The following is a 19,017-nucleotide window of genomic DNA, read 5'->3' on the forward strand; positions in this document are numbered from 1 at the left end:
GGTAGTTACCGGTACCTCAGCATGGTTCCGGTGTCGGACTGTTCAGCCTTGGTGAGAATCAGGTGAGCCACCGCCACGTCAAGGATGGATAGGCCACGGTGCCAGAACAGGATCCGCTCGTCCGCGGATTCGCGTCCCGGTTTCTGCCCGCTGACAATCTCCCCGAGCTGCGCGTAGAGGGTTTCGGGGGAGAGCCTGCCGGTATCAACATGCGGGCGCAGGGCACCGAACCGCCCCGATTGCGCCTCGCGCCAGTCATCCACCACCACTTTGTCCATCACGTCGAGCAGGTCGAGTTCGACGGCGCTTACCGTCCCGTAGGGGACCACGAAGGCGCCGGGCTTGACCGTCGCGGTCCGCAGCAGGGGGGTGGGTTCGTTGAGGCGGGATGCCTCCACCAGGATGTCGGCGTCGTCGAAGGCCTCCTCGGCGGTGCCCACGACGCGCACCGGAGTGCTGATCTCGGCGCGCAACTGCTCGGCGAAAGCTTCACGGGATTCTTCGCGTTTGCTGGTTACCCGGATCTCGTCGAAGTCGAACATGCTGTCCAACATGGTGACGTTGGAGAACGCCGTGCCGCGGGCGCCCACGTGCCCCAGAATTTTCGAGTCCTTCCGCGCCAGGTGCTTGGCGCCGACGGCGGTCATGGCGCCGGTGCGCACCTCGGTCACCAGTGTGGCGTCCATGACGCAGAGCGGCACCCCGGTGGTCGGGTCGTACAGGGTGGCCATGGCAAGTTCGCTGGGGAGTCCCTGCAGGTAGTTGGGGACAAAGTCGCCCACGACCTTGACGCCGCTGATGCCGTGGGCTCCCAGGTTGGAGACGTGCCCGCGCAGGACGTTGAAGTGACCTATTCCGCCGTTGTTGGGCATCAGGTGCATGCGGGGTTCGAAGACCGTCTCGCCCCTGCCATGGGAGGCGACGACGTCGTCCACTGCCCGGATGATCTCGGGGCGAGTGAGTTCAAGAGAATCGATATCCGGACCGGAGAGAAACCTCAACCAGATTTCGCGGTGACTCTGCTGTGACATTCGAACCTCCGAATATGAATTGTTTCATGCACGTAGCTTGACTGTGTATCATGCTATTCATGGTGAGCGGTATCACCAAACGATGACGTCACGGAACCGGGGGACTGACCATGCTGAGCGACCAATTATCTGCCGACCGTGCGCACGACTGGCTGGTCGACCTGGCGCATCGTCATCGGGTGTCACCCACCCAGCGCCGCGTGATCCAGTACATGCTCTCCTCCCTGCCGGATGTCGCGTTTGCCTCAACCATCGATGTCGCCGAGGCGGCTGGGGTGAGCCAGCCCACCGTCACCCGGCTGGCCACCGCGCTGGGCTATCCTGGCTACCCCGAGTTCCGCAATGCCATCCGCGATGTGGTGCGGGGAAAGTCGGACCCGCTGAACGGCGCCGGCGTTGAGCGGCCCACCATCCTCGAATTCGAGCAGCAGAACATCGGTGCACTGGAACGAACAGTCGCCAGTGAGCAGATGCAGAAGGCCATTGACCTGCTCGCCGCCACCCAGCCGCTCGGGATCATCGGGCTGCGGGTTTCGGCCGCGCTCGCCGAGTACCTGGGCTATTTCGCCCGCCGGGTGCTGCCCGACGTTCATGTGCTCTCCGACGCAGCCTCCATGGACGACGCCATCCTCCAACTGCACCGCAACGGCGCCACCGCCGTCCTGGCCTTCGTGATGCCCCGGTATCCTGCGGCAACGGTCCGCGCGCTGGCGCAGGCCCGGGCGCTGGGCATGGCGACGGTAGCCGTCGTCGACAGCCCGCTGGTCCCGTTTGCCAACGACGTCGACGCCCTCCTGGTCGCGCCGGTTGGCACCGATCTGGTGTTCGACTCCCACGCGGCAGCCGTTGTCCTCTCTATCTCGCTGCTGGACGCCCTCGCTGCCCGCGATCCGCACCGCACTCAGGAGCTGCTCGAAGCCCATGAGGAGCTGGTCGAGCGGTGGGCCCACACCCAGCGATGAGCGCCATTCTGCTTCCCGCGTCGGCGCACCGGCGCGTGCCGTGGCGGAACGGCGGCGGCCACACCACCGAGCTGGCAATACGGCCCGACGACGGCGCCGCCACCCGTGGCAGCGGTCCATTTGACTGGCGGCTCAGTATCGCCACGGTCGACAGCGACGGCGGATTCTCGGCGTTCCCCGGCGTGGATCGTTCCCTGATGGCGCTGTCGTCCCACGGCCTGCAACTGGTTGATGACGGAAACCCGGTAAACCTGCGCCAGCATGAGGTACACCGGTTTGCCGGCGAGAATCAGGTCGCGGCGGTGGGCGTGACCGTTCCGACGCTCGACCTGAACCTGATGACCCGACGCCCTGCGTTCTCCGGCGGACTTCAGTATCGTGAGCTGACTTCGGGGCAGCTCATCGAGACCGAGCTGGGCGTCGTCGTCGTCGTTCTCTTGTCGGGGGAGCTTAGGTTCAGCGACACGCGGCTGGAACCGCATGATGCAGTGCTGATTGAGAACGGAGTGGCCGAGTTCACCGGTCACGCTAAGGTAGCCATCGCCTCGGTCTCGCCCCGCTAGTAGCTGGTTCGGTGTGGCGCTCACCGGATGAGGCGGACGTGGATTGGGAGATCGAGACTCTTCCATGCCTCCCCTAGGTCGTCGAGCAGCTCGCCAACGCCGAGCGACAGACGCCTAAAGAATGAGCACGGTCTTTCCCCGGACGTTGCCACTCATGGCATGTCGATAGGCGTCGGCGACTTGGTCGAGTGGGAACAACCGGTCCAGGGGGACCCTTATTCGTCCCGTTTCGATGAGGGTGCTGAGATACGCCAGATCCTGGTTGGAGGGTCTCGTTGTCACGACGGTGAATCTTTGGGTCCGCCGGTGAGCGGACGCCGGGTTCAGCATCCGAAGTGTGTCGACGGCGATTGGTCTAGTGGACACGAGCATGCCCTGAGGCGTCAGTATTGGCCGAACCGTTCGGTAGTGGAACGAGCCGGGAACGTCCAGCACAACGTCATATCGAAGTCCGCGACCGAGAAGGTCTGTCTCGTGCCGGTCCAGGACGGTATCCGCGCCAAGGTTGTGGAGGTAGCGTTGGCGGTTGTTGCTGGTAATGGCGGTTACCTGAGCGCCGAAGTTCTTGGCCAGTTGTACCGCGAATGAGCCAATTCCCCCCGCCGCTCCGTTGACCAGCACCTTCATCCCCTCGCGCCGGTGGATTCCCGCTCGGCCTCGTAGTGCCTGGAGTGCAGTAAGCCCGGCGAGAGGAAGCGCCGCAGCGTCGCCGTTTGTCATGAAGTCCGGTACCCGTGCGGCGCTGCGTTGCGGGACGAGAACCAGCTGGCCTTGGCCGCCACCGCGGTGGCCCAGCAGTGCCATTACCCTGTCGCCCGGTGTAAAGGCGGTCACCGCTTCGCCGCAGGCCACCACCACGCCCGAGATGTCGAAACCGGGCCTCGCCTTCCGGCTCAGCCAGGCCATGAGCGAACCGCTGCGGACGAGCCCCAGGTCGCTGCCATTGATGCTTGATGCTGCCACCCTGACCAGAATTTGTGACCCGGCCGGTACGGATGGTTCAACGACGTCGTCGACCGTGGGCTCGATGCTTCCACTCACGGTTTTGAAAGTCACGGCACGCATCCCCTTAGCGTAGGGCGGCCGAACCCGATCCGCCAGGATTTACCCGGGGTTGAGGTCTGCGGCGGATCGGGCAGCGTGACCCCGGCCTGTTTGCCGTGTGGCGCCGTAGTTCGCCACAGCTCGTGGCAGGCCGACGACGAGCGTCGCCCCGACCAGGACGTGCATCAGCATCAGTACCGCTTTGGTTGCAGTGCTGGCTTCGGCGGTCAGCGGGCCAGCCATGGACAGGACCAGCACGACGACGGCGACGATCATCCAGATTCGTTTTCCGTTGCGAAGGTAGCGCTGCAGCAGCAGCAAAAGGCCCCACGCCACCAGTCCGGAGAGAACCGAAGCCATCACGACAGAGATGGGGGTGATGTCCATGGGTGGCGTGCCACCCATCGCGACAGTGAGCGCGACGTCAGCAATCGGGCCAGCTATGAGCCAGACGATAAGTGCTGCCACCGCGGCCAGGAGTATCCAGCCGAGGGGCTGGAGGATGTGGGATTTCATGACGTTCTCCTTTGCCATGTTTTCGTTAGGTGCCTAACAAACATCATGTTAGGCACCTAAACACTTCGGCACAAGAGGGTCTTTAGGCCTGCCTCAGACTATTGGCGAGATCGTTCAAGGTCGCGATCAGATTCTGAAGCTCGGTGTGTTCGAGACCGGCAACAGTTTCGTCGGCCAACTCCTGCCACAGCCGCTCTAGGTCAGCGATTACTGCTTCGCCTGTGGGTGTGAGTTCGACGATCATTGCTCGGCGGTCAGCGGAGGAGGGCGACCGGGTAACCAGCCCGTTTGCTTCCATCTTCTTGACAGCGGAAGTAATGGTCGGTGGCTCACAGCAGGCCGCAGTGGAAAGCTGAGACTGCGTTCGAGGACCTTTTGCGAACAACTCTTTCAGCAGCATCTCCTGCCCCAGAGAGAGGCCTATTTCGGCCAGCTTGGCGCCCGCCAGGGATCGGTGGCGCATGCCGATCGTGCGGATGGCAGCGTTTATGACTGCAGCTTGCTCTGGATCCACTAATACTCCCTGATTGCGGCGTGCGCGGTGATTGATTAGACAGGTAACTATATCCTGCAACGCTACGACACCGGGTCTCGCTCCGCGGTTCTAACTTGCCTCCGAATTCGGATCTGCGCGCCCGCTCCTGCCCGGACCGGTCCGCACGGCGTCCCACTGCCCAAGACTTTTCGCCGTCACCAGAATACGCGGGCAGGGCCCTTCACGGCACGTCCAAGGCTGTCTTGAGGAGGCGTAGCCCGTCGCATATTCGGGACTTCACGGTGAGCTCCGAAACGCCGAGGAGTTCGGCGGTCTCCCGATAGGTGAACCCACCCCAGTAGGCGAGGTTCATTGCTTCGCGCTGCGGGTCGGTTAAGGCTGCTTGCTGGGACAGAAAGTTCTCAGTCCCAATCCGGTCGGTGGCGGCTTCAGTAGCCTTCTCGTGTTTGATGATCCTCGAGACTGCGGTCCAACGGGCAGCCTTCCCGGCGGAACTGTGATCGGAGCGCGCCCGTTCAACGGCCCGGCGGTGGGTGATGGCGGTCAGCCACGCCAGCGGACTGCCCCGGGAAGGGTCGAAGCGGGCCGCTGTCAGCCATACCTCGACATAGACGTCCTGGACGGTTTCATTGCTTCGTACCTGGTCGAGGATCACACGTCGCACCAACCCCTGGATACGCCCGGAGGTGTGGCCGTAAAGCCGGGTAAAGGCCTCCCGATCGCCCTGTCCCGTCCACAGCAACAAGTCCTCAAGACCGTCAGTACCTGCGATCACCGGGGTGCGAATGGCTTGGTTTCGGGCGCTGAATGGATCATGCACGAGAGCCCGTTGTCCCTACGGTCCACGCAGATCGTATTCTGTCGAACCGCGAAGACCAAGCGTCTAGCTCCGGAACGGTGTCTCCAGGTAGATTCCGCCCGCTCCGGAGTTGTCGCTGCTGACTGGCAAGCAAAGTCATATTCGTCTCCCCTTTTGCGCGTGCTGTCTCAATGAGGCCATGCCGGGGTTCTGGGCAAGTACTGCCAATGTAATACTAAGCACCCTGATTGTCCATCATGACCCCATGAGCCAAGCCGACCTGATGCTGGCTTGGCTATGAAGGGCTGGGGCGGGGGCCTGCGGACCAGACGAGGCTGCACGGGTCTATGGTTGTCTCAAAGGGTAAGGGTTTGCAACGACGCGAAGGGTCGGAGATTGGAAGCTATGACCAGTACCCTGACTTCCTGTTCGGACCTCCGGTGGTGCCATGTCTGAGTGGTTCCCTGATGCTGCTCCCGGAGAGGCGCAACTATGCGATCCATTTCTTGAGTTGCTGCCGGTGACGGGGGCCTCGGTATCAGTATTTGGCGGAACAATGCAGGAGACGCTGCTTTGTGCCAGTGATTCGGTGGCAGCCCGGCTCGATGAGCTGCAATTTGACTTGGGCGAGGGGCCCCGCTGGGTGGCCCTTCGCACCCGACTTCCGGTCCTGCTGCCCGACCTACAGTCCGCGGATCATCATTCTTGGCCGGTGTTTGGGAAGGCCGTCGCCGCGACGGGGGCGGCGGCACTTTTCGTTTTTCCGTTGGCTGTGGGGGCGATCGACATCGGGGTGGTCGAACTCTACAGGGCATCACCCTGGGAGCTGAGCCGTGAGGATCAAGGCACTGCCTCGGTTCTTGCGGGGCGGACGTCGTGGACGGTGTTGCGTCAACTGCTGAATCTTGGTGCCGTCAGCGGTGAGGAGGCACCGCAGGGAAGCTCGACGCCGTCCCGGCGGGAGATTCATCAGGCCACGGGCATGGTCCTTGCCCAGGCATCGCTGACCGCAGTTGAAGCGTTACTGCTACTGCGGGCGCACGCGTTTGCCAACGGGCGCACACTGGCGGAGATTTCCCGGGATGTTGTCGCCAGGGAGCTGAATTTTTCCCCACCCGATGAAGGGAACGACCGGCGTGTGCTGCAGTAAACTGGGTGGATGGTGACTACATCGCGCGCGGAACGGGTCAGTGCCGCGTTTGTGCGACTCACAGACACACTCGTCGCCGGTTACGATGTGCTGGATCTCTTCCACACGCTAGTGGAGGAGACGGTCAGTCTGCTTGACGCCGCTGCTGTCGGACTGCTGTTGGCCGATCCCCAGGGAGAGTTACAGGTGGTGGCCTCCACCAGTGAGGAAAGTCAGCTGGTTGAGATACTGCAGCTCCAGGCCGGAGAAGGGCCGTGCGTTGAATGCTTCGAAACAGGCGTTGCTGTTGCCATTGACAACATCGACGCCCTGGAGGGGCGCTGGCCAGGATTTCAGGCGGCGGCGCTAAGCCAGGGATTCCACTCCGTGCATGCGGTCCCCCTGCGGGTTCACGGTCGAACGATAGGCGCAATGGGCCTATTTGGTCGCGACATCGGAGCAATGACCGCGGAAGATTCGTCCATTGGACAGGCGCTGGCAGATGTCGCGACCATTAGCCTGCTCCAGGAGCGCACCATCCGCGAAAGCTCACTGGTCAACGAGCAGCTACAGCGTGCGCTGAACAATCGCATCCTGGTTGAGCAGGCGAAGGGGGTCATCTCCCACCTGGGCGATGTGGACATGAGCGAGGCCTTCAGCCGACTTCGCGGATACGCCCGTTCGAACAGAGTCAGCCTGCACGAAACCGCAAGCAGGATCGTCGACCGATCGCTCACGTTGTAGCGCTAGTGGGCTTCCGCGTCTCTGCGGTCGAGTTCTTCAGTAACCTCGTCCAGCCGTGCGCTTGTTTCCGGATTCGGCTCCAGATCGCGGAGGTATTCCGTGTCCAGCTGACGGTGGGTTCGGCTATTGAGTACCTCAACCTCAGTCTGATCCAACGCGGTAAGATCCGCAGGGAAAGGTTCGTCGGGCGCGAGCCAGGTCCACGGCCCCGTGCGCACCTGTTTCTGCCGGTCGACTTCGCTGGACAGGGGGTTGGTGGCGGAGCCGTCGCTCATCATGGTGGTCACGGGCGAGCCCGGCTCGATGACCATCCATGTGGGGTAGTTCCCGAGCCTACTCACAGCCTGGCTTTCCACGGTCTTTGCCTCGCTGAGATCCACTGTGATACTAAGATCGGAGGCCAGGTAACTGGTACGGGCGACCATCCGGATCAGCTCGTCACAGTTCGACCGGGAGAGTGATCCGCGCACAACCACTGTTGCGTATCCCAGATCGGGATTCACCTGGATCAGAGTGTTTAGCCGCAATTCCGGGGTGGAGTACCTCACTTGTTGCTGTCTGGCCTGCTGGCTGGCGTCCACTGCAATCATCCCCTCATTCTTAGACGTCCACATAGTCCATGCGGCTTTGCCGGGGTCCGGGGCAAGCTCAACAGTAGCCCGCAAGAGACAATCAGTCCACTATCGGCCGTTATTCTTGGCCGGTGAATGGATCATGCCGGACAGCTCTCTGATCGGTCCCGCCAGGCTCTATCGATCAATACATTGGAGGTCTTATTGTCCGCCTCTGTAGTGATCGTCATCCGGGCGGTCACGTGAGGAGACCGTGGAGCTTTTCTGTCAGTGACAGTTTCACGGTCGGCCACTCGCTCTCAATGATCGAGAACACCACAATGTCGCGCATGGTCCCGTCACGCCACAGGTCGTGGTTACGCAGCACTCCGTCCTGCTTTGCTCCGAGCGCGGCGACGGCCCGGCGGGACCGCTGGTTGTGCCAGTGGGTGCGGAATTCCACGGCAATGCAGTCGAGTGCTTCGAAGGCGCGGGTGAGCTGCAATAACTTCACCTCGGTGTTGAGTCCGGTTCCTTGAGCGCTGGGAGCGATCCAGGTAGACCCGATTTCCAGCCGCCGGTGGTCGGGGCGGAGATTGAGGAAGGTCGTCATCCCTACAGCCTTGCCATCGCTTGCCCTGCGGATCGTCCACGGGACTATCCGGCCGGCGGCGTGTTTGGCCAGCCGGTTCTCGATTTCGGCGCCCATCTCTTCCGGAGAGGGCAACCGGGTGTACCAGACCTTGTACAGGTCGTTCTCGGCAACCGCGTCAGCCAATTCCGCGGCGTGTTCCGGCAAGAGCGGTTCCAAAGTGGTCAGGGAGCCGATGAGCGGAGGGATCGAAACGAAGGTCATCCCGCCAGCCTACAAAACGATCGTGCCTGCAGAAGGCGAAGCGTTGCCTGCCCCGGGGTGTTCAGCAGGAATAGCGGTTGCTACAGTCCTTGATTGGCGGTCCTACTATTCGAGTATCCAACCCGCTGCTGACGGCGATTAGTTTAGTCTGGGCCTATGATTCCTTCGACTTGGACCGCCTATCACCGCGAGGACGACGGCGAGCTTCTCGGCTACCTTGTTGTTGACGGCTCCCTGCACACTCCGGTCACGTTTTTCGGCTATCGACTTGCCGACGCCGCAGACGAGTTCGACGCTAGCCAGGTGCTTCAGGGTGTCGGTCTGAGCTACTTAGCCGATACGTGGCGGCTCTCGCTGAAGGACCGCAAGGAGCCGATCAACGTACAGATCGTCGAAGCCAGTCCTGAACGGCTCCGAGTCAAAAGCATCGATTACGGCTATGCAGAAAACTACGGGACTATCTTCGAGCTACCGGTGCCAGAGACCGGGCGGCTGACAAGGTAACCCGGCCTTCTCACCTGTTTTCATGGCATTGCTCCAAGAATCGGCCGTCTTCGGCGAACTCAAATATTTCAGGAAGAACCTGCTGCTCAGACCATCATCGAGAAGGCTCGACTGCGGTTCGATAATTAGACAGTCTCCTTGAGCCGTGCGGTGGAGTGAATGATGGTTCCGGGAGTCGGTTCCAGGGATCCGGCCGATCCGCCCTCGATGTGCAGCACGAGGCGTCTGGTCCCGCTCGGCGTCGCGGTGGGGAACCAATGCCGGCCACGATTCACCAGGATAAGCAGGCCCTCGAGATCTCCGACCGGTTGGAACGTGGGTGCCCCGCTGCCGTAGGCATCCAGGCCGAGAACCCGTTTAGCGCATGCCGCGCTCTCGGGAACGTCGTCGACGGCGATGCCGACTTCGCTGGCGCATCGGACGTGCTCGGGGCGGAAGGGCCCACCCTGGTCATCGTGGATATCTCTGCGGATGATGAACTCAAGGATGTTGCCGTCCGGGTCCGGGAAGTAGAGGGAATGGGCGTTCCAGTGCGGCGACGTTTCGAATTCATCCCGCCCATCGGCGTCGAGAAGCAGCGGAGCACGCTGGGCTGTCCATTCCTTGGCGCTGTCGAACAGGAGGCGCGGGATGGTGAAGGCGAGATGCTGCTTGCCTCGATCACTAGGCCCCTGTTTGAGGAGGATTATCGACGAGCCGGCCCGAATGGTGAGGGTGCAGCCCTCCCGTGCCGTCGGAAGGCCGAGAAGGGAGCCATAGAACTTTTCTGCCCGGGTGAGGTCTTCTGTTTCAAATTCGACTGAGATTATTCGCATGTTCTTTACCCAACAAGCTCAAGTGGACTTGAGGTCAAGTCGGCTTCGATGGCATTCTTGGGCGATGCCTACGATTGAACCCGACGAGCTCCTTTCCATCGGTTTCATCGCGCGCCGGTCCGGGGTGAGTGTCTCGGCTTTGCGGTATTACGAGGAGCGTGGCCTCATTCGCGCGGCCAGATCGGACATCGGCCGGCGCGTGTTTCCGCGCCACACGCTGCGCCGCCTGGCCGTGGTTGCTGCCGGGCGACGGATCGGACTCTCGTTGGAACAGATCATGTCGACTCTCAGCGCCGTTCCGGTCGATCGCGCCCCAACTCAGCGCGAGTGGACTGGGATCAGCACCCGTTGGGCTGAGCTGGTGGCGGCTCGTATCAGCGAATTGCAGGCGCTCCAGGGCGATCTCGGCGGGTGTATTGGTTGTGGTTGCCTTTCGTTGGGTCGTTGTACGTTGTTCAATCCCGGCGACGTGGCAGCGGTCGAAGGCCCGGGTTCCCGCTGGGTAAGATCGGCCGCGATACGGTCAGCCGGTCGCACGGGCCATAGCGCCAGCTGATTAGGGAAGCCGGGATCCGACGATCTTCCCGTGATGCTGGGTGCCTTTCGCCAGAGCGGGCGCGTCCTGGTCAGCGAGGTGGCGGTGAAGGTCGGACGCTGTCATCGGTCGGTTGAGGAGGAAGCCCTGGACAGCGTCGCAGCCGAGTTCGCGTAGCTGGTCAAGTTGAGCCGGGGTTTCTACTCCTTCCGCGACGACCTGAAGACCCATTCCGTGAGCCATGTCCACGATGGCTTTGAGGATGAGATCTTTGGGCCCGGCGTCGATAAGCACGTCAATGAAGGTTTTGTCGATCTTCAAGGTGGTGAAGGGCAGGTTGCGTAGTCTGCCGAGTGAGGAGTGCCCGGTACCGAAGTCGTCCACCGCCAGCTTCACGCCGAGGGCACGTAGCTCCCGCAACTAGACTGCGATGGCAGCGTCGGGTCCGGCGAGTATGCTCTCGGTGAGCTCTAGGGTGAGGCGGCTAGCAGATAGCCCTGATACCTCAAGGACATGCCTGACGACGTCGACGAAGCCGGGTGTGGTGAGTTGGCGGACGGACAGATTCACGGAGACAGCCAAGTCACCCGAAGCGGAGGGCACCTGAGAGATCTGGCAGCAGGCTTCGGCAAGTACCCAGGCGCCAATGGGGACGATCAACCCGTTCTTTTCGGCGATGGGGATGAAGTCAACGGGTGAAATCGGGCCGAGGGTGGGTGGTGCCAGCGCAGCAGCGCTTCGGCCGCTATGGTCCGGCCCGTAACCAGATCGCAGATCGGCTGGTAATTGAGGGTCAACTGACCGGTTTCAGGAGCAACGTGCAGGTCCGCCTCCAGCTGCACCCGTGCGGTGAGCATTTGGTGCATACCGGCCCGGAAGCTTTGCCATTGGGCTTTGCCGGCTGTTTTGGCCGCGTACATCGCCAGGTCGGCGTTGCGGAGCAGATCCTCGGGACCGACGGGGTGTTCTCCACCGGCTTCGGCAAGCCCGATACTGGCGCAGGGGATGATGCGTTGGCCACTGATGTCAACCGGTTTACCGAGTGTTTCCACGATCCGTCGGGCGAGTACCTCACCCTGCGCGGTAGACGTTTGCTCGGCGAGGATCGCGAACTCGTCCCCACCGAGCCTTGCCACGGTGTCGCCGGTCCGAACAATGGTGCCGAGCCGTTCGGCGATCTCACAGAGCAGTTGGTCTCCGGCTTTGTGTCCGAGGGTGTCGTTGACATATCTGAAGTCATCGATATCGATCATCAACAAGATGGTGGTGGCATCGGTCCGTTCGGCCTGAACCAAGGCAAGCCCGACCCGATCCATCAGCAACGCCCGGTTCGCTATTCCCGTTAGCGGGTCGTGGAAGGCCCGATGCTCCATTTCCATGGCCTGACGGGCTAGCGCGTCCCTGGTCTCGCGCAACCGCCGGTCCGCGGTCTTGGCCGCGGTGATGTCACGCCCAACATACGCCAGCCGCAGCACTGCTCCGGCTTCATCCCTGACAGGTGAGATCGCCAGCGACATCTCCACTGGCATCCCGTCGGCCCGAAGCCGGACTGTCTCCATTTGTTCGATCCGCCGTCCCGCGGACACCTCAGCCAGAATGTACTCAAACTCGGCAGATAAGTCTGCCGGAATGAGCCGGACAAATGATTTACCGATCATCTCAGCCGCCGTGTAACCATAGATCCGCTCGGCGCCCGCGTTCCAGGTCCGCACAGTACCGTCCAATTCAGTGCTAAAAATCGCGTCGGACGACGTCGTGACGATCGCGGCGAGCTGCCCGGACAACTCGGACGCTGCTGCCCGTTCGCTGACATCGCGCACGAACGCATACATCGACATCCCATCAGGATCCTCTTGCGCCCAGATTGTCAGATCAATGGGGAACTCACGGCCCAGCCGGTGCTGAGCAGTAACCTGGACCGGTCGCCCGACCAGCCGCGCTTCGCTCGTATCCACGAACCGGTGCAACCCTGCATCATGTGCTGCCCGGTCCTGTTCGCGGATGATCAGTTTGCTGACCGTCTGGCCAATGGCTTCGTCCTTGGTGCTGCCGAAAAGTCTCTCCGCCGCGTGATTCCAATCGGTCACCACCCCGAGAGCATTCATTCCAACGAAACCATCAGCGGCGGTGTCGACCAGCCGCTGCGCTCGCTGGTCAGCTTTCAGCAGCTTCATCTCCGAACCATCGGGCATTTCTTACTCTCTCAACTCGGGACCACGCGGGCCTGCCCGAGCTGGTGAGCGCGTCGTGGGCTGCCGAATCGAGCCCCGTGTGGACACCATCCTCGCCTGAGTCTATCGGCACCCAAACCCAGGCTGTTAGAGGTACCCCTGCGGTTCCCCGCAAGCTGATGCGATAACGCCGGACCGCGTGCGTGTCCTTGTCGCCAGGTTCTGGTCGGGCGACCGGTCGACTGATACCGTTTTTGCATGGGGAGCAACCGGTTTCAGCGTTGGGTTGGCATTGTTATTGCGGTCTTGGCCGGTGGTGCCGCCGCGCTGCTGTGGTTTGCAGTTGCCAGTGGTGACCCTGAAGTCCGTGATGAACCCTCCGAGGGTATCGTCCTGGGATTCTGGCGTGTCCTCTACGATGCCGAAGCGCCTGCGCTACGCGTGATCCTGACGGCAGTGGCTATGGCCCTCTTGCTCGCTATCGGGGTCGCCTTGCTCGAACGGCGGATCTCTTCGAGGTCACGACGCTCAGATGACGCCGCAGCCGCTCCGCTGGCACCGAAGATTGTGATGGCAGCTACTCGCGGAGTGTATGCGGGTCCGGTCACGGTGACTGTCCTGATCCCCGCTCACAACGAGGAAATCTCCTTGCCATCGACCATCGCCTCGCTCCTCGCCCAGTCCCACCCGCCAGACCGTGTCATCGTCGTGGCCGACAACTGCACCGATTCAACTCCCGACATCGCCCGCAACGCAGGCGTCGAGCTATTCCTCTCAGTGGACAACGAGCACAAGAAGGCTGGCGCGCTGAACCAGGTGCTGGCACAACTCCTGCCGGGCCAGAAGGACAACGACGTCGTCATGGTGATGGATGCTGATACCAGGCTCGACGACGGTTTCATCGAGGCAGCCATCGCGCGGTTCACCAATGACAGGGCCCTGATGGCTATCGGTGGCCTTTTCTACGGCGAGGATGGTCACGGTCTGCTAGGGCAGTTCCAACGCAACGAGTACATCCGGTACGGGCGCGAGATTCGCCGACGGCGGGGCCGTGTGTTCGTACTGACCGGCACCGCTTCGATGTTCCGTCCCGTCGCCCTTCGCACCGTGGCAGGGAGCCGGGGCCAGTCGATCCCGGGTGCGCCCGGCATGGTGTATGACACGGCCGCGTTGACTGAGGACAACGAACTGACAATCGCGCTGAAGTCTCTCGGCGCCCAGATGGTGTCACCCGCGCAATGCACTGTGGTCACCGAGCTGATGCCCAGCTGGCGGACCCTGTGGGCCCAGCGGCTACGGTGGCAGCGCGGCGCGCTGGAGAACCTCGGCGCATACGGTCTGAGGTCACAGACCATGCGGTACTGGGCACAACAACTCGGTATCGGCTACGGGGTCATTGCCCTCAGCTCCTATCTCCTGCTGATCCTGCTGGCGCTATTGTCACTGGAGAACTGGATCTGGTTCCCCTTCTGGCTGGGACTCGGGGCGCTCTTCATGGTTGAGCGGGTTGTCACGGTCTGGAAGGGCGGGTGGCGGGCGCGGATCCTCGCGGCGACCCTGTTTCCCGAATTGCTGTTCGATACGGTCCTGAACCTTGTCTACGTGAAGGGGATCCTGGATATCGCCGTCGGCAGGCAGGCGGCCTGGAAACATGTCACCCACGAAACCCCCGAACCTCACAACCAGTCCCTGGAGGTCGGTCGATGATCAAGACGGCTGTTGTCGAGTTGCCCACCGGGATTTTGTTGCCCGAATCAATTGTGCACACCGAGGTGTTCGCGGTTCTTGCCGCCTTTGTCGCCATCAATACGGTGATGTATGCGGCGCTGGCCGCCTCGAAGGTATTGCCGAAGGTCTACCCCTCAGACTGGGTGCGGGGGCGCAATCGCCGTTCGGAGACGCGCAGCATTCACCCGGAGGGTGCGTCTTGAAGAAGCGCCTGATGTGGGCCGCTGCGGAGCGTCAACCGCGAGGATAGTTCGATCCCACGCTGACAGGCCATCCCAGCAGTAGACAGGAGGACGGGCGGAATGAGTAACACGGTAGACCGGGAACGGCTGCTCCAGTTACGTCTTTCCGCCCAGTTGATCCGGAACGACGACGGCGCCCGGCCACCGGTTCGCGACGTCGTCGGGCGGCTGCTGGCGATGCAGGCGCAGGACTTCAACCAGGCCCTGTGGGCTGTCGGTCTACGGTCGCCAGGCTTAACCCGGGGCGATGTCCTTGCGGCGCTCGAACGCGGCGACATCGTGCGGTCGTGGCCCATGCGCGGCACGCTGCACTTTGTGCTGCCGGCCGATCTACGCTGGTTTCTCAGTCTCACCACAGACCGTCTGCTTGCCGGCGCTGCTGCCCGACGCCGGGAGTTGGGGCTTGACCAGGTGACGCTCGAGCGAGCACGCGCTGTCGCCCGGACGGTGCTGGCCGGCGGCGGACAATTGGGCCGCAACGAGTTCCTCTCCGCGCTCAATGTGGCGGGCATCGACACAGCCAGCCAACGCGGCTACCACCTGATCTGGTATCTCGCACAGACCGGCACTCTCTGCTGGGGTCCACCCGCCGGCACCCAGCAGGCGCTGGTGTTACTCGACGAGTGGGCGCCATCCGGCGCCGAGCCGGACCGAGAGGAAGCGCTCGGCCGTTTCGTCCTCGGGTACTTCACCGGGCACGGTCCGGCCACACTCCGGGATTTTGTCTGGTGGTCCAAGCTGACGGTCGCCGACGCGAAAGTTGGATTGGCACTGGCCCGCAGCCACCTGACAGAGCTGATCTGTGACGACATCACCTATTGGGTGGCAACGGCGCGCTCCGAGGACCTACCGCGGACGGCGGGCCTGAACCTCCTGCCGGCGTTCGACGAGTATGTGATCGGCTATCAGGATCGTTCACCGGTGCTCGCACCTGAGTACGCGCAGCGCATAGTCCCCGGCGGCAACGGGGTGTTCAGGCCCACCGTGGTGACGAACGGCCGCGTCACCGGGACCTGGCGTAGCTCTGCGGGCCGGTCCGGCGGCCCAGTCGCCGATTCGTTCGAGCCAATGACGAGGAGGAATGAGCGAGAGTTACTCAGGGCGGGACGTTCATACGAGAGGTTTACCGCTGCACCTAACGCCAGTTCTCCCCCGCGAGGGGGTCTGGAGACATACCCGGCAGAGGCGAGGCCCGCACAGGAGCGTTGACCTCACGGGGTCCCGGGTCCAGCCGCTGGTCGGACAAGGCGCAGGAGCCGCCCAAGTTCGCGGACCTCGGCCGCCGACAGCGCATCGAAGCGGGGGGCGAGCGCTTCCTGGTAGCCACGCTGGAAGTCATCAACCTCGTCCCGCGCCCGGTCGGTGAGGGTGACGATCCGGGCGCGCGCGTCCGCCTGATCAACCTCCACCCGGACAAGTCCTGCCCGTTTGAGCGCCTCGACGGTCTGGCTGACGGCACCGCTGGTGACATTCAGGGCGGCAGCCAGACCTCCAATTCCTAGCCCTTCAGAACGGGATAGTTGATACAGCAGGTTCATCTGCGCCCGGCCAAGCCGACGTTCCCGGAACGGGTAGGTGCCTCCCGCGGCGAAGTCACGAGTCAGCGACCCGATAGCGTCGATCGCCTGAGCAAGGTGTTTGTCCCGATCCGATGCCGTCCCACCCGCCATCAGCGACTGACCAGGGGAAGCTGATGCAGGTAAGTCTCGTCAGTAACCTGGCGCACAATGAATTCAGCCAGATCCGCTCGCCCTATCGATGTGCTGGCATTGACACCCACCCATCCCACGCGATACCGGCCAGAATACGGTTGGTCAAGCAGCCGCGGACCGCGCACCACAACCCAGTCCAGGCCGCTCTCCTGCAGGACAATCAGGTGCTCCTTGGCATCCCTGAGAACCTTTGGTGCAAGTAGTTTCAGCAGGGTGCGGATGATGTGGTCAGGCATTTTGGGGCGGTCGTGCCCAGGGTCGGGAAGTCCGCCGCCGGAAAGCGACACGATACGGCTCACCCCGTGCCCGGCCATGGCCGCGGTGATGTTGCGAATTCCATCGGTCTGAAGAAAGGCGGGGGAGCCCTTCACCTGCCCAAAGACGCTGATCACGGCGTCCGAACCGTCAATCACCCGCGCCACCGCCTTGGCATCCAACACATCGCCCTCGATGACGGTGAGCCGCGAATTGGTCTGCGGAATCGATAATCCCGACCGCGCCAACGCGCGCACCGCGTAACCGGCAGCAAGCGCCTGCTCAATCACCAAGCGGCCTGTCCTACCCGAACCGCCAAATACCGCGAGTGTCGCCACTGTCTTGTCCATTCTCGGTCCTGCCCTTCCACTAGATGGGTTAGCTACTAAACTAAATGCATTAGGAGCTAAAGTAAACCATGTGCGAACCAAGAGACACGGCGCCAAATCGGCGGGTCTTGCCTCGGTTTAACCCGACTCCTATTCTTAGGTACCCGACAGACCGCAATCCTCGGACGCGGCCCTATCGGTCCGTCCCGGAAAGAGGCTGGCATGGCAACAAGTGAAATAGCGATTAGCGCCGAAGCTGTAGTACGACGCTTCGCCGATGTGGTCGCCGTCGACGGCGTCAGCCTCGCGGTGAGACGGGGCGAAATCTATGGGTTTCTCGGACCGAATGGGGCAGGCAAATCGACGCTTACACGTGTCCTGTGCACCTTGTTGAAACCCTCAGCGGGTCGCGCGACGGTAGCTGGATACGATGTGGAGTCCCAACCCGGGCAGGTGCGGTTGCGCGCCGGTGTCGCCCTGCAGGAAGCAGCCCTGGACGATATGCAGACCGGGGCCGAAATGCTGGCTCTTCAGGGGCGCTTTTACGGGCTGTCCGACAAAGCAACGAAAGCCCGGGTCGGCCAGTTGACCGAACTGGTGGATATCGGGGAGGCGCTCAATCGCAGAATAGGCACCTACTCGGGCGGAATGAAGCGCCGGCTGGACCTTGCTTTGGCGCTCGTTCACGATCCCGAAGTGCTCTTCCTCGACGAGCCGACCACAGGCCTTGACCCGGTCAGCCGGGCCAAAGTGTGGCAGGAGGTACGAAGGCTCAACGAAGAGCTGGGAGTGACGGTCTTCCTCACCACCCAGTACCTCGAGGAGGCGGACGAACTCGCCGATCGGGTCGGCATCATCAATAGGGGCACACTGGTTGCCGAAGGTACGCCAACCGAGCTCAAACGCACGATCGGTACGGATGTGGTCACTGTCAGCATTGCCGGTCAACCGTTGAAAGCGCGGCGGGCACTGGAAACCCTTGATCTGGTCGAACGCATCGAAGTAAATGAGACAACCCTGACGCTCAGCGTGTCCGACGGACCCTCAGCGATCAGCCCCATCGCGGTGGCGCTGGCTCAAGTGAACGAGGTTGAGGTTCTCGAACTGTCCCTGCGTAGGCCCTCACTCGACGACGTCTTCCTGTCCGTGACCGGCGAGCACATCACCACCTCGACCTCGCCCGCCGTCGGCGCCTCAGTTCCACCACAATCACGGGAGTCCTAATGGCAACATCGACCACATCGACGCGAGCCTCCCGGATCGAACCCAAAAGTGCTGGATTCATCCGTGACCTCACCTCCGTGGCGGGGCGGGCGCTCCGTGCGATACCGCGGGAACCAGCAGCGGTGATCCCCGCCCTCCTGATCCCGCTCTTCTTCTTCATCGTGAACATCGGCGCCCTGGAACCGGTAGCGCAGGCCACCGGAGTCGAGGACTTCCGAGCCTTCCAGCTGCCCGTGGCCATCGTCTTCGCGGTAACCGGGGTGTCACGGGCAAGCGGACTGGTGACTGACATCAGCAGCGGCTACTTCGACAGACTCCTCCTCACCCCGATGCGCCGTTCGGCGCTCCTTCTGGGCCTGATGGTCGCCGATCTTGTGCTGGTCATGGCCCTGTGCGTGCCGGTCCTCATCCTCGGGGTCATCGTCGGCGTCAACTTCGCCACCGGCCTGCTCGGGGTGATCGGATTCGTGGTTATCGCCGGCCTCTGGGGCCTGGCTTTCACCGGGTTCCCCTACGCTATCGCGCTACGCACCGGCAGCCCGGCGGCGGTCAACTCATCATTCCTACTGTTCTTCCCGTTCGCGTTCCTCACCACCGCGTTCCTGCCCAAAGAGGCCCTGACCGGTTGGCTTGCGACAATCGCTGACTACAATCCGATCACCTACCTCCTCGCCTCCCTCAGATCGTTGCTCACCGACGGGTGGATCTGGGCGGACCTCTGGCCGGGACTCACGGCAATTCTCGTGGTCGGTGCCACGAGCTTCGCGCTGGCCTTTGCCGCCCTCAGGGGACGCGTCTCACGCGGGTGATT

The 19,017-nt window shown here is 62.5% G+C and carries 21 protein-coding genes and 1 pseudogene; 11 read left to right on the top strand and 11 right to left on the bottom strand.

All coding sequences use genetic code 11. The annotated features are described in order from the left end of the window. Positions 1-5 precede the first annotated feature (5 nt). Positions 6-1,031, bottom strand: coding sequence for an ornithine cyclodeaminase family protein (locus ACX80O_RS07250; protein WP_459333014.1), 1,026 nt, complete (start codon positions 1,029-1,031; stop codon positions 6-8). A 110-nt stretch (positions 1,032-1,141) separates the two neighbouring features. On the opposite strand from ACX80O_RS07250, the gene ACX80O_RS07255 reads away from it, so the two are divergent. Beyond that, positions 1,142-1,993, top strand: coding sequence for a MurR/RpiR family transcriptional regulator (locus tag ACX80O_RS07255; RefSeq protein WP_459333015.1), 852 nt, complete (start codon positions 1,142-1,144; stop codon positions 1,991-1,993). Further along, on the top strand, positions 1,990-2,556 hold the full coding sequence (locus tag ACX80O_RS07260) for a HutD/Ves family protein (RefSeq protein WP_459333016.1): 567 nt from the start codon (positions 1,990-1,992) through the stop codon (positions 2,554-2,556). Before ACX80O_RS07255 ends, ACX80O_RS07260 begins: the two co-directional genes overlap by 4 nt. Before the next feature lie 114 nt (positions 2,557-2,670). Here ACX80O_RS07260 and ACX80O_RS07265 read toward each other — a convergent pair whose 3' ends face one another. The 4 genes from ACX80O_RS07265 to ACX80O_RS07280 form a co-directional block, all read right to left on the bottom strand. Next, on the bottom strand, positions 2,671-3,621 hold the full coding sequence (locus tag ACX80O_RS07265; protein ID WP_459333017.1) for an NADP-dependent oxidoreductase: 951 nt from the start codon (positions 3,619-3,621) through the stop codon (positions 2,671-2,673). A 39-nt stretch (positions 3,622-3,660) separates the two neighbouring features. Continuing rightward, on the bottom strand, positions 3,661-4,116 hold the full coding sequence (locus ACX80O_RS07270; protein ID WP_459333018.1) for a DUF6069 family protein: 456 nt from the start codon (positions 4,114-4,116) through the stop codon (positions 3,661-3,663). An 82-nt stretch (positions 4,117-4,198) separates the two neighbouring features. Next, positions 4,199-4,630, bottom strand: coding sequence for a MarR family winged helix-turn-helix transcriptional regulator (locus ACX80O_RS07275; protein WP_459306785.1), 432 nt, complete (start codon positions 4,628-4,630; stop codon positions 4,199-4,201). Positions 4,631-4,832: 202 nt separating this feature from the next. Then, positions 4,833-5,432 (bottom strand): sigma-70 family RNA polymerase sigma factor, encoded by a 600-nt coding sequence (locus ACX80O_RS07280; protein WP_459306783.1) that lies wholly within the window; start codon positions 5,430-5,432, stop codon positions 4,833-4,835. Positions 5,433-5,859: 427 nt separating this feature from the next. Between ACX80O_RS07280 and ACX80O_RS07285 the strand changes: the two genes are divergently transcribed. Both ACX80O_RS07285 and ACX80O_RS07290 read left to right on the top strand, forming a co-directional pair. Further along, a complete protein-coding gene (locus ACX80O_RS07285) occupies positions 5,860-6,561 on the top strand; it encodes a GAF and ANTAR domain-containing protein (RefSeq protein ID WP_459333019.1) in 702 nt (233 codons plus the stop codon). Between the two features lie 9 nt (positions 6,562-6,570). Continuing rightward, a complete protein-coding gene (locus ACX80O_RS07290; protein ID WP_459333020.1) occupies positions 6,571-7,284 on the top strand; it encodes a GAF domain-containing protein in 714 nt (237 codons plus the stop codon). A 2-nt stretch (positions 7,285-7,286) separates the two neighbouring features. On the opposite strand, the gene ACX80O_RS07295 is transcribed toward ACX80O_RS07290, so the two are convergent. Next, a complete protein-coding gene (locus ACX80O_RS07295; protein WP_459306778.1) occupies positions 7,287-7,874 on the bottom strand; it encodes a hypothetical protein in 588 nt (195 codons plus the stop codon). Between the two features lie 220 nt (positions 7,875-8,094). Beyond that, on the bottom strand, positions 8,095-8,691 hold the full coding sequence (locus tag ACX80O_RS07300; protein WP_459333021.1) for a GNAT family N-acetyltransferase: 597 nt from the start codon (positions 8,689-8,691) through the stop codon (positions 8,095-8,097). Positions 8,692-8,847: 156 nt separating this feature from the next. On the opposite strand from ACX80O_RS07300, the gene ACX80O_RS07305 reads away from it, so the two are divergent. Next, positions 8,848-9,195, top strand: coding sequence for a hypothetical protein (locus ACX80O_RS07305; protein ID WP_459306775.1), 348 nt, complete (start codon positions 8,848-8,850; stop codon positions 9,193-9,195). 125 nt (positions 9,196-9,320) lie between these two features. Here the strand turns inward: ACX80O_RS07305 and ACX80O_RS07310 are convergent, their stop codons facing one another. Then, the gene (locus ACX80O_RS07310) at positions 9,321-10,010 is read right to left on the bottom strand and encodes a VOC family protein (RefSeq protein WP_459306773.1); all 690 of its coding nucleotides are present in this window, start codon (positions 10,008-10,010) and stop codon (positions 9,321-9,323) included. Positions 10,011-10,074: 64 nt separating this feature from the next. Between ACX80O_RS07310 and soxR the strand changes: the two genes are divergently transcribed. Beyond that, on the top strand, positions 10,075-10,566 hold the full coding sequence (gene soxR / locus ACX80O_RS07315) for a redox-sensitive transcriptional activator SoxR (protein WP_459333022.1): 492 nt from the start codon (positions 10,075-10,077) through the stop codon (positions 10,564-10,566). On the opposite strand, the pseudogene ACX80O_RS07320 reads toward soxR, so the two are convergent. Continuing rightward, a pseudogene (locus ACX80O_RS07320) lies at positions 10,567-12,737 on the bottom strand (putative bifunctional diguanylate cyclase/phosphodiesterase). A gap of 237 nt (positions 12,738-12,974) precedes the next feature. Here ACX80O_RS07320 and ACX80O_RS07325 point away from each other — a divergent pair. The 3 genes from ACX80O_RS07325 (at position 12,975) to ACX80O_RS07335 (ending at position 15,895) form a co-directional block, all read left to right on the top strand. Beyond that, on the top strand, positions 12,975-14,423 hold the full coding sequence (locus ACX80O_RS07325) for a glycosyltransferase family 2 protein (RefSeq protein ID WP_459306769.1): 1,449 nt from the start codon (positions 12,975-12,977) through the stop codon (positions 14,421-14,423). After that, positions 14,420-14,647, top strand: coding sequence for a hypothetical protein (locus ACX80O_RS07330; RefSeq protein ID WP_459306768.1), 228 nt, complete (start codon positions 14,420-14,422; stop codon positions 14,645-14,647). Before ACX80O_RS07325 ends, ACX80O_RS07330 begins: the two co-directional genes overlap by 4 nt. A gap of 99 nt (positions 14,648-14,746) precedes the next feature. Next, positions 14,747-15,895: a winged helix DNA-binding domain-containing protein gene (locus ACX80O_RS07335; RefSeq protein WP_459333023.1), complete on the top strand. Its 1,149-nt coding sequence runs from the start codon at positions 14,747-14,749 to the stop codon at positions 15,893-15,895. 2 nt (positions 15,896-15,897) lie between these two features. Here the strand turns inward: ACX80O_RS07335 and ACX80O_RS07340 are convergent, their stop codons facing one another. After that, entirely contained in the window at positions 15,898-16,356 is a 459-nt protein-coding gene (locus ACX80O_RS07340; protein WP_459306766.1) for a MarR family winged helix-turn-helix transcriptional regulator, read from the bottom strand. Continuing rightward, positions 16,356-17,003 carry an NAD(P)-dependent oxidoreductase gene (locus tag ACX80O_RS07345; RefSeq protein ID WP_459333024.1) on the bottom strand — a complete coding sequence of 216 codons (648 nt, stop codon included), beginning with the start codon at positions 17,001-17,003 and terminating at the stop codon, positions 16,356-16,358. The genes ACX80O_RS07340 and ACX80O_RS07345 overlap by 1 nt, the downstream gene beginning before the upstream one ends. Before the next feature lie 201 nt (positions 17,004-17,204). Between ACX80O_RS07345 and ACX80O_RS07350 the strand changes: the two genes are divergently transcribed. Together ACX80O_RS07350 and ACX80O_RS07355 are read left to right on the top strand one after the other, a co-directional pair. Further along, positions 17,205-18,206 carry an efflux ABC transporter ATPase subunit, DrrA-related gene (locus tag ACX80O_RS07350; RefSeq protein ID WP_459306762.1) on the top strand — a complete coding sequence of 334 codons (1,002 nt, stop codon included), beginning with the start codon at positions 17,205-17,207 and terminating at the stop codon, positions 18,204-18,206. Further along, a complete protein-coding gene (locus tag ACX80O_RS07355) occupies positions 18,206-19,015 on the top strand; it encodes an ABC transporter permease (protein WP_459306760.1) in 810 nt (269 codons plus the stop codon). Before ACX80O_RS07350 ends, ACX80O_RS07355 begins: the two co-directional genes overlap by 1 nt. The last annotated feature ends 2 nt before the right edge of the window (positions 19,016-19,017 follow it).

Source organism: Arthrobacter glycogeni, assembly GCF_054511155.1.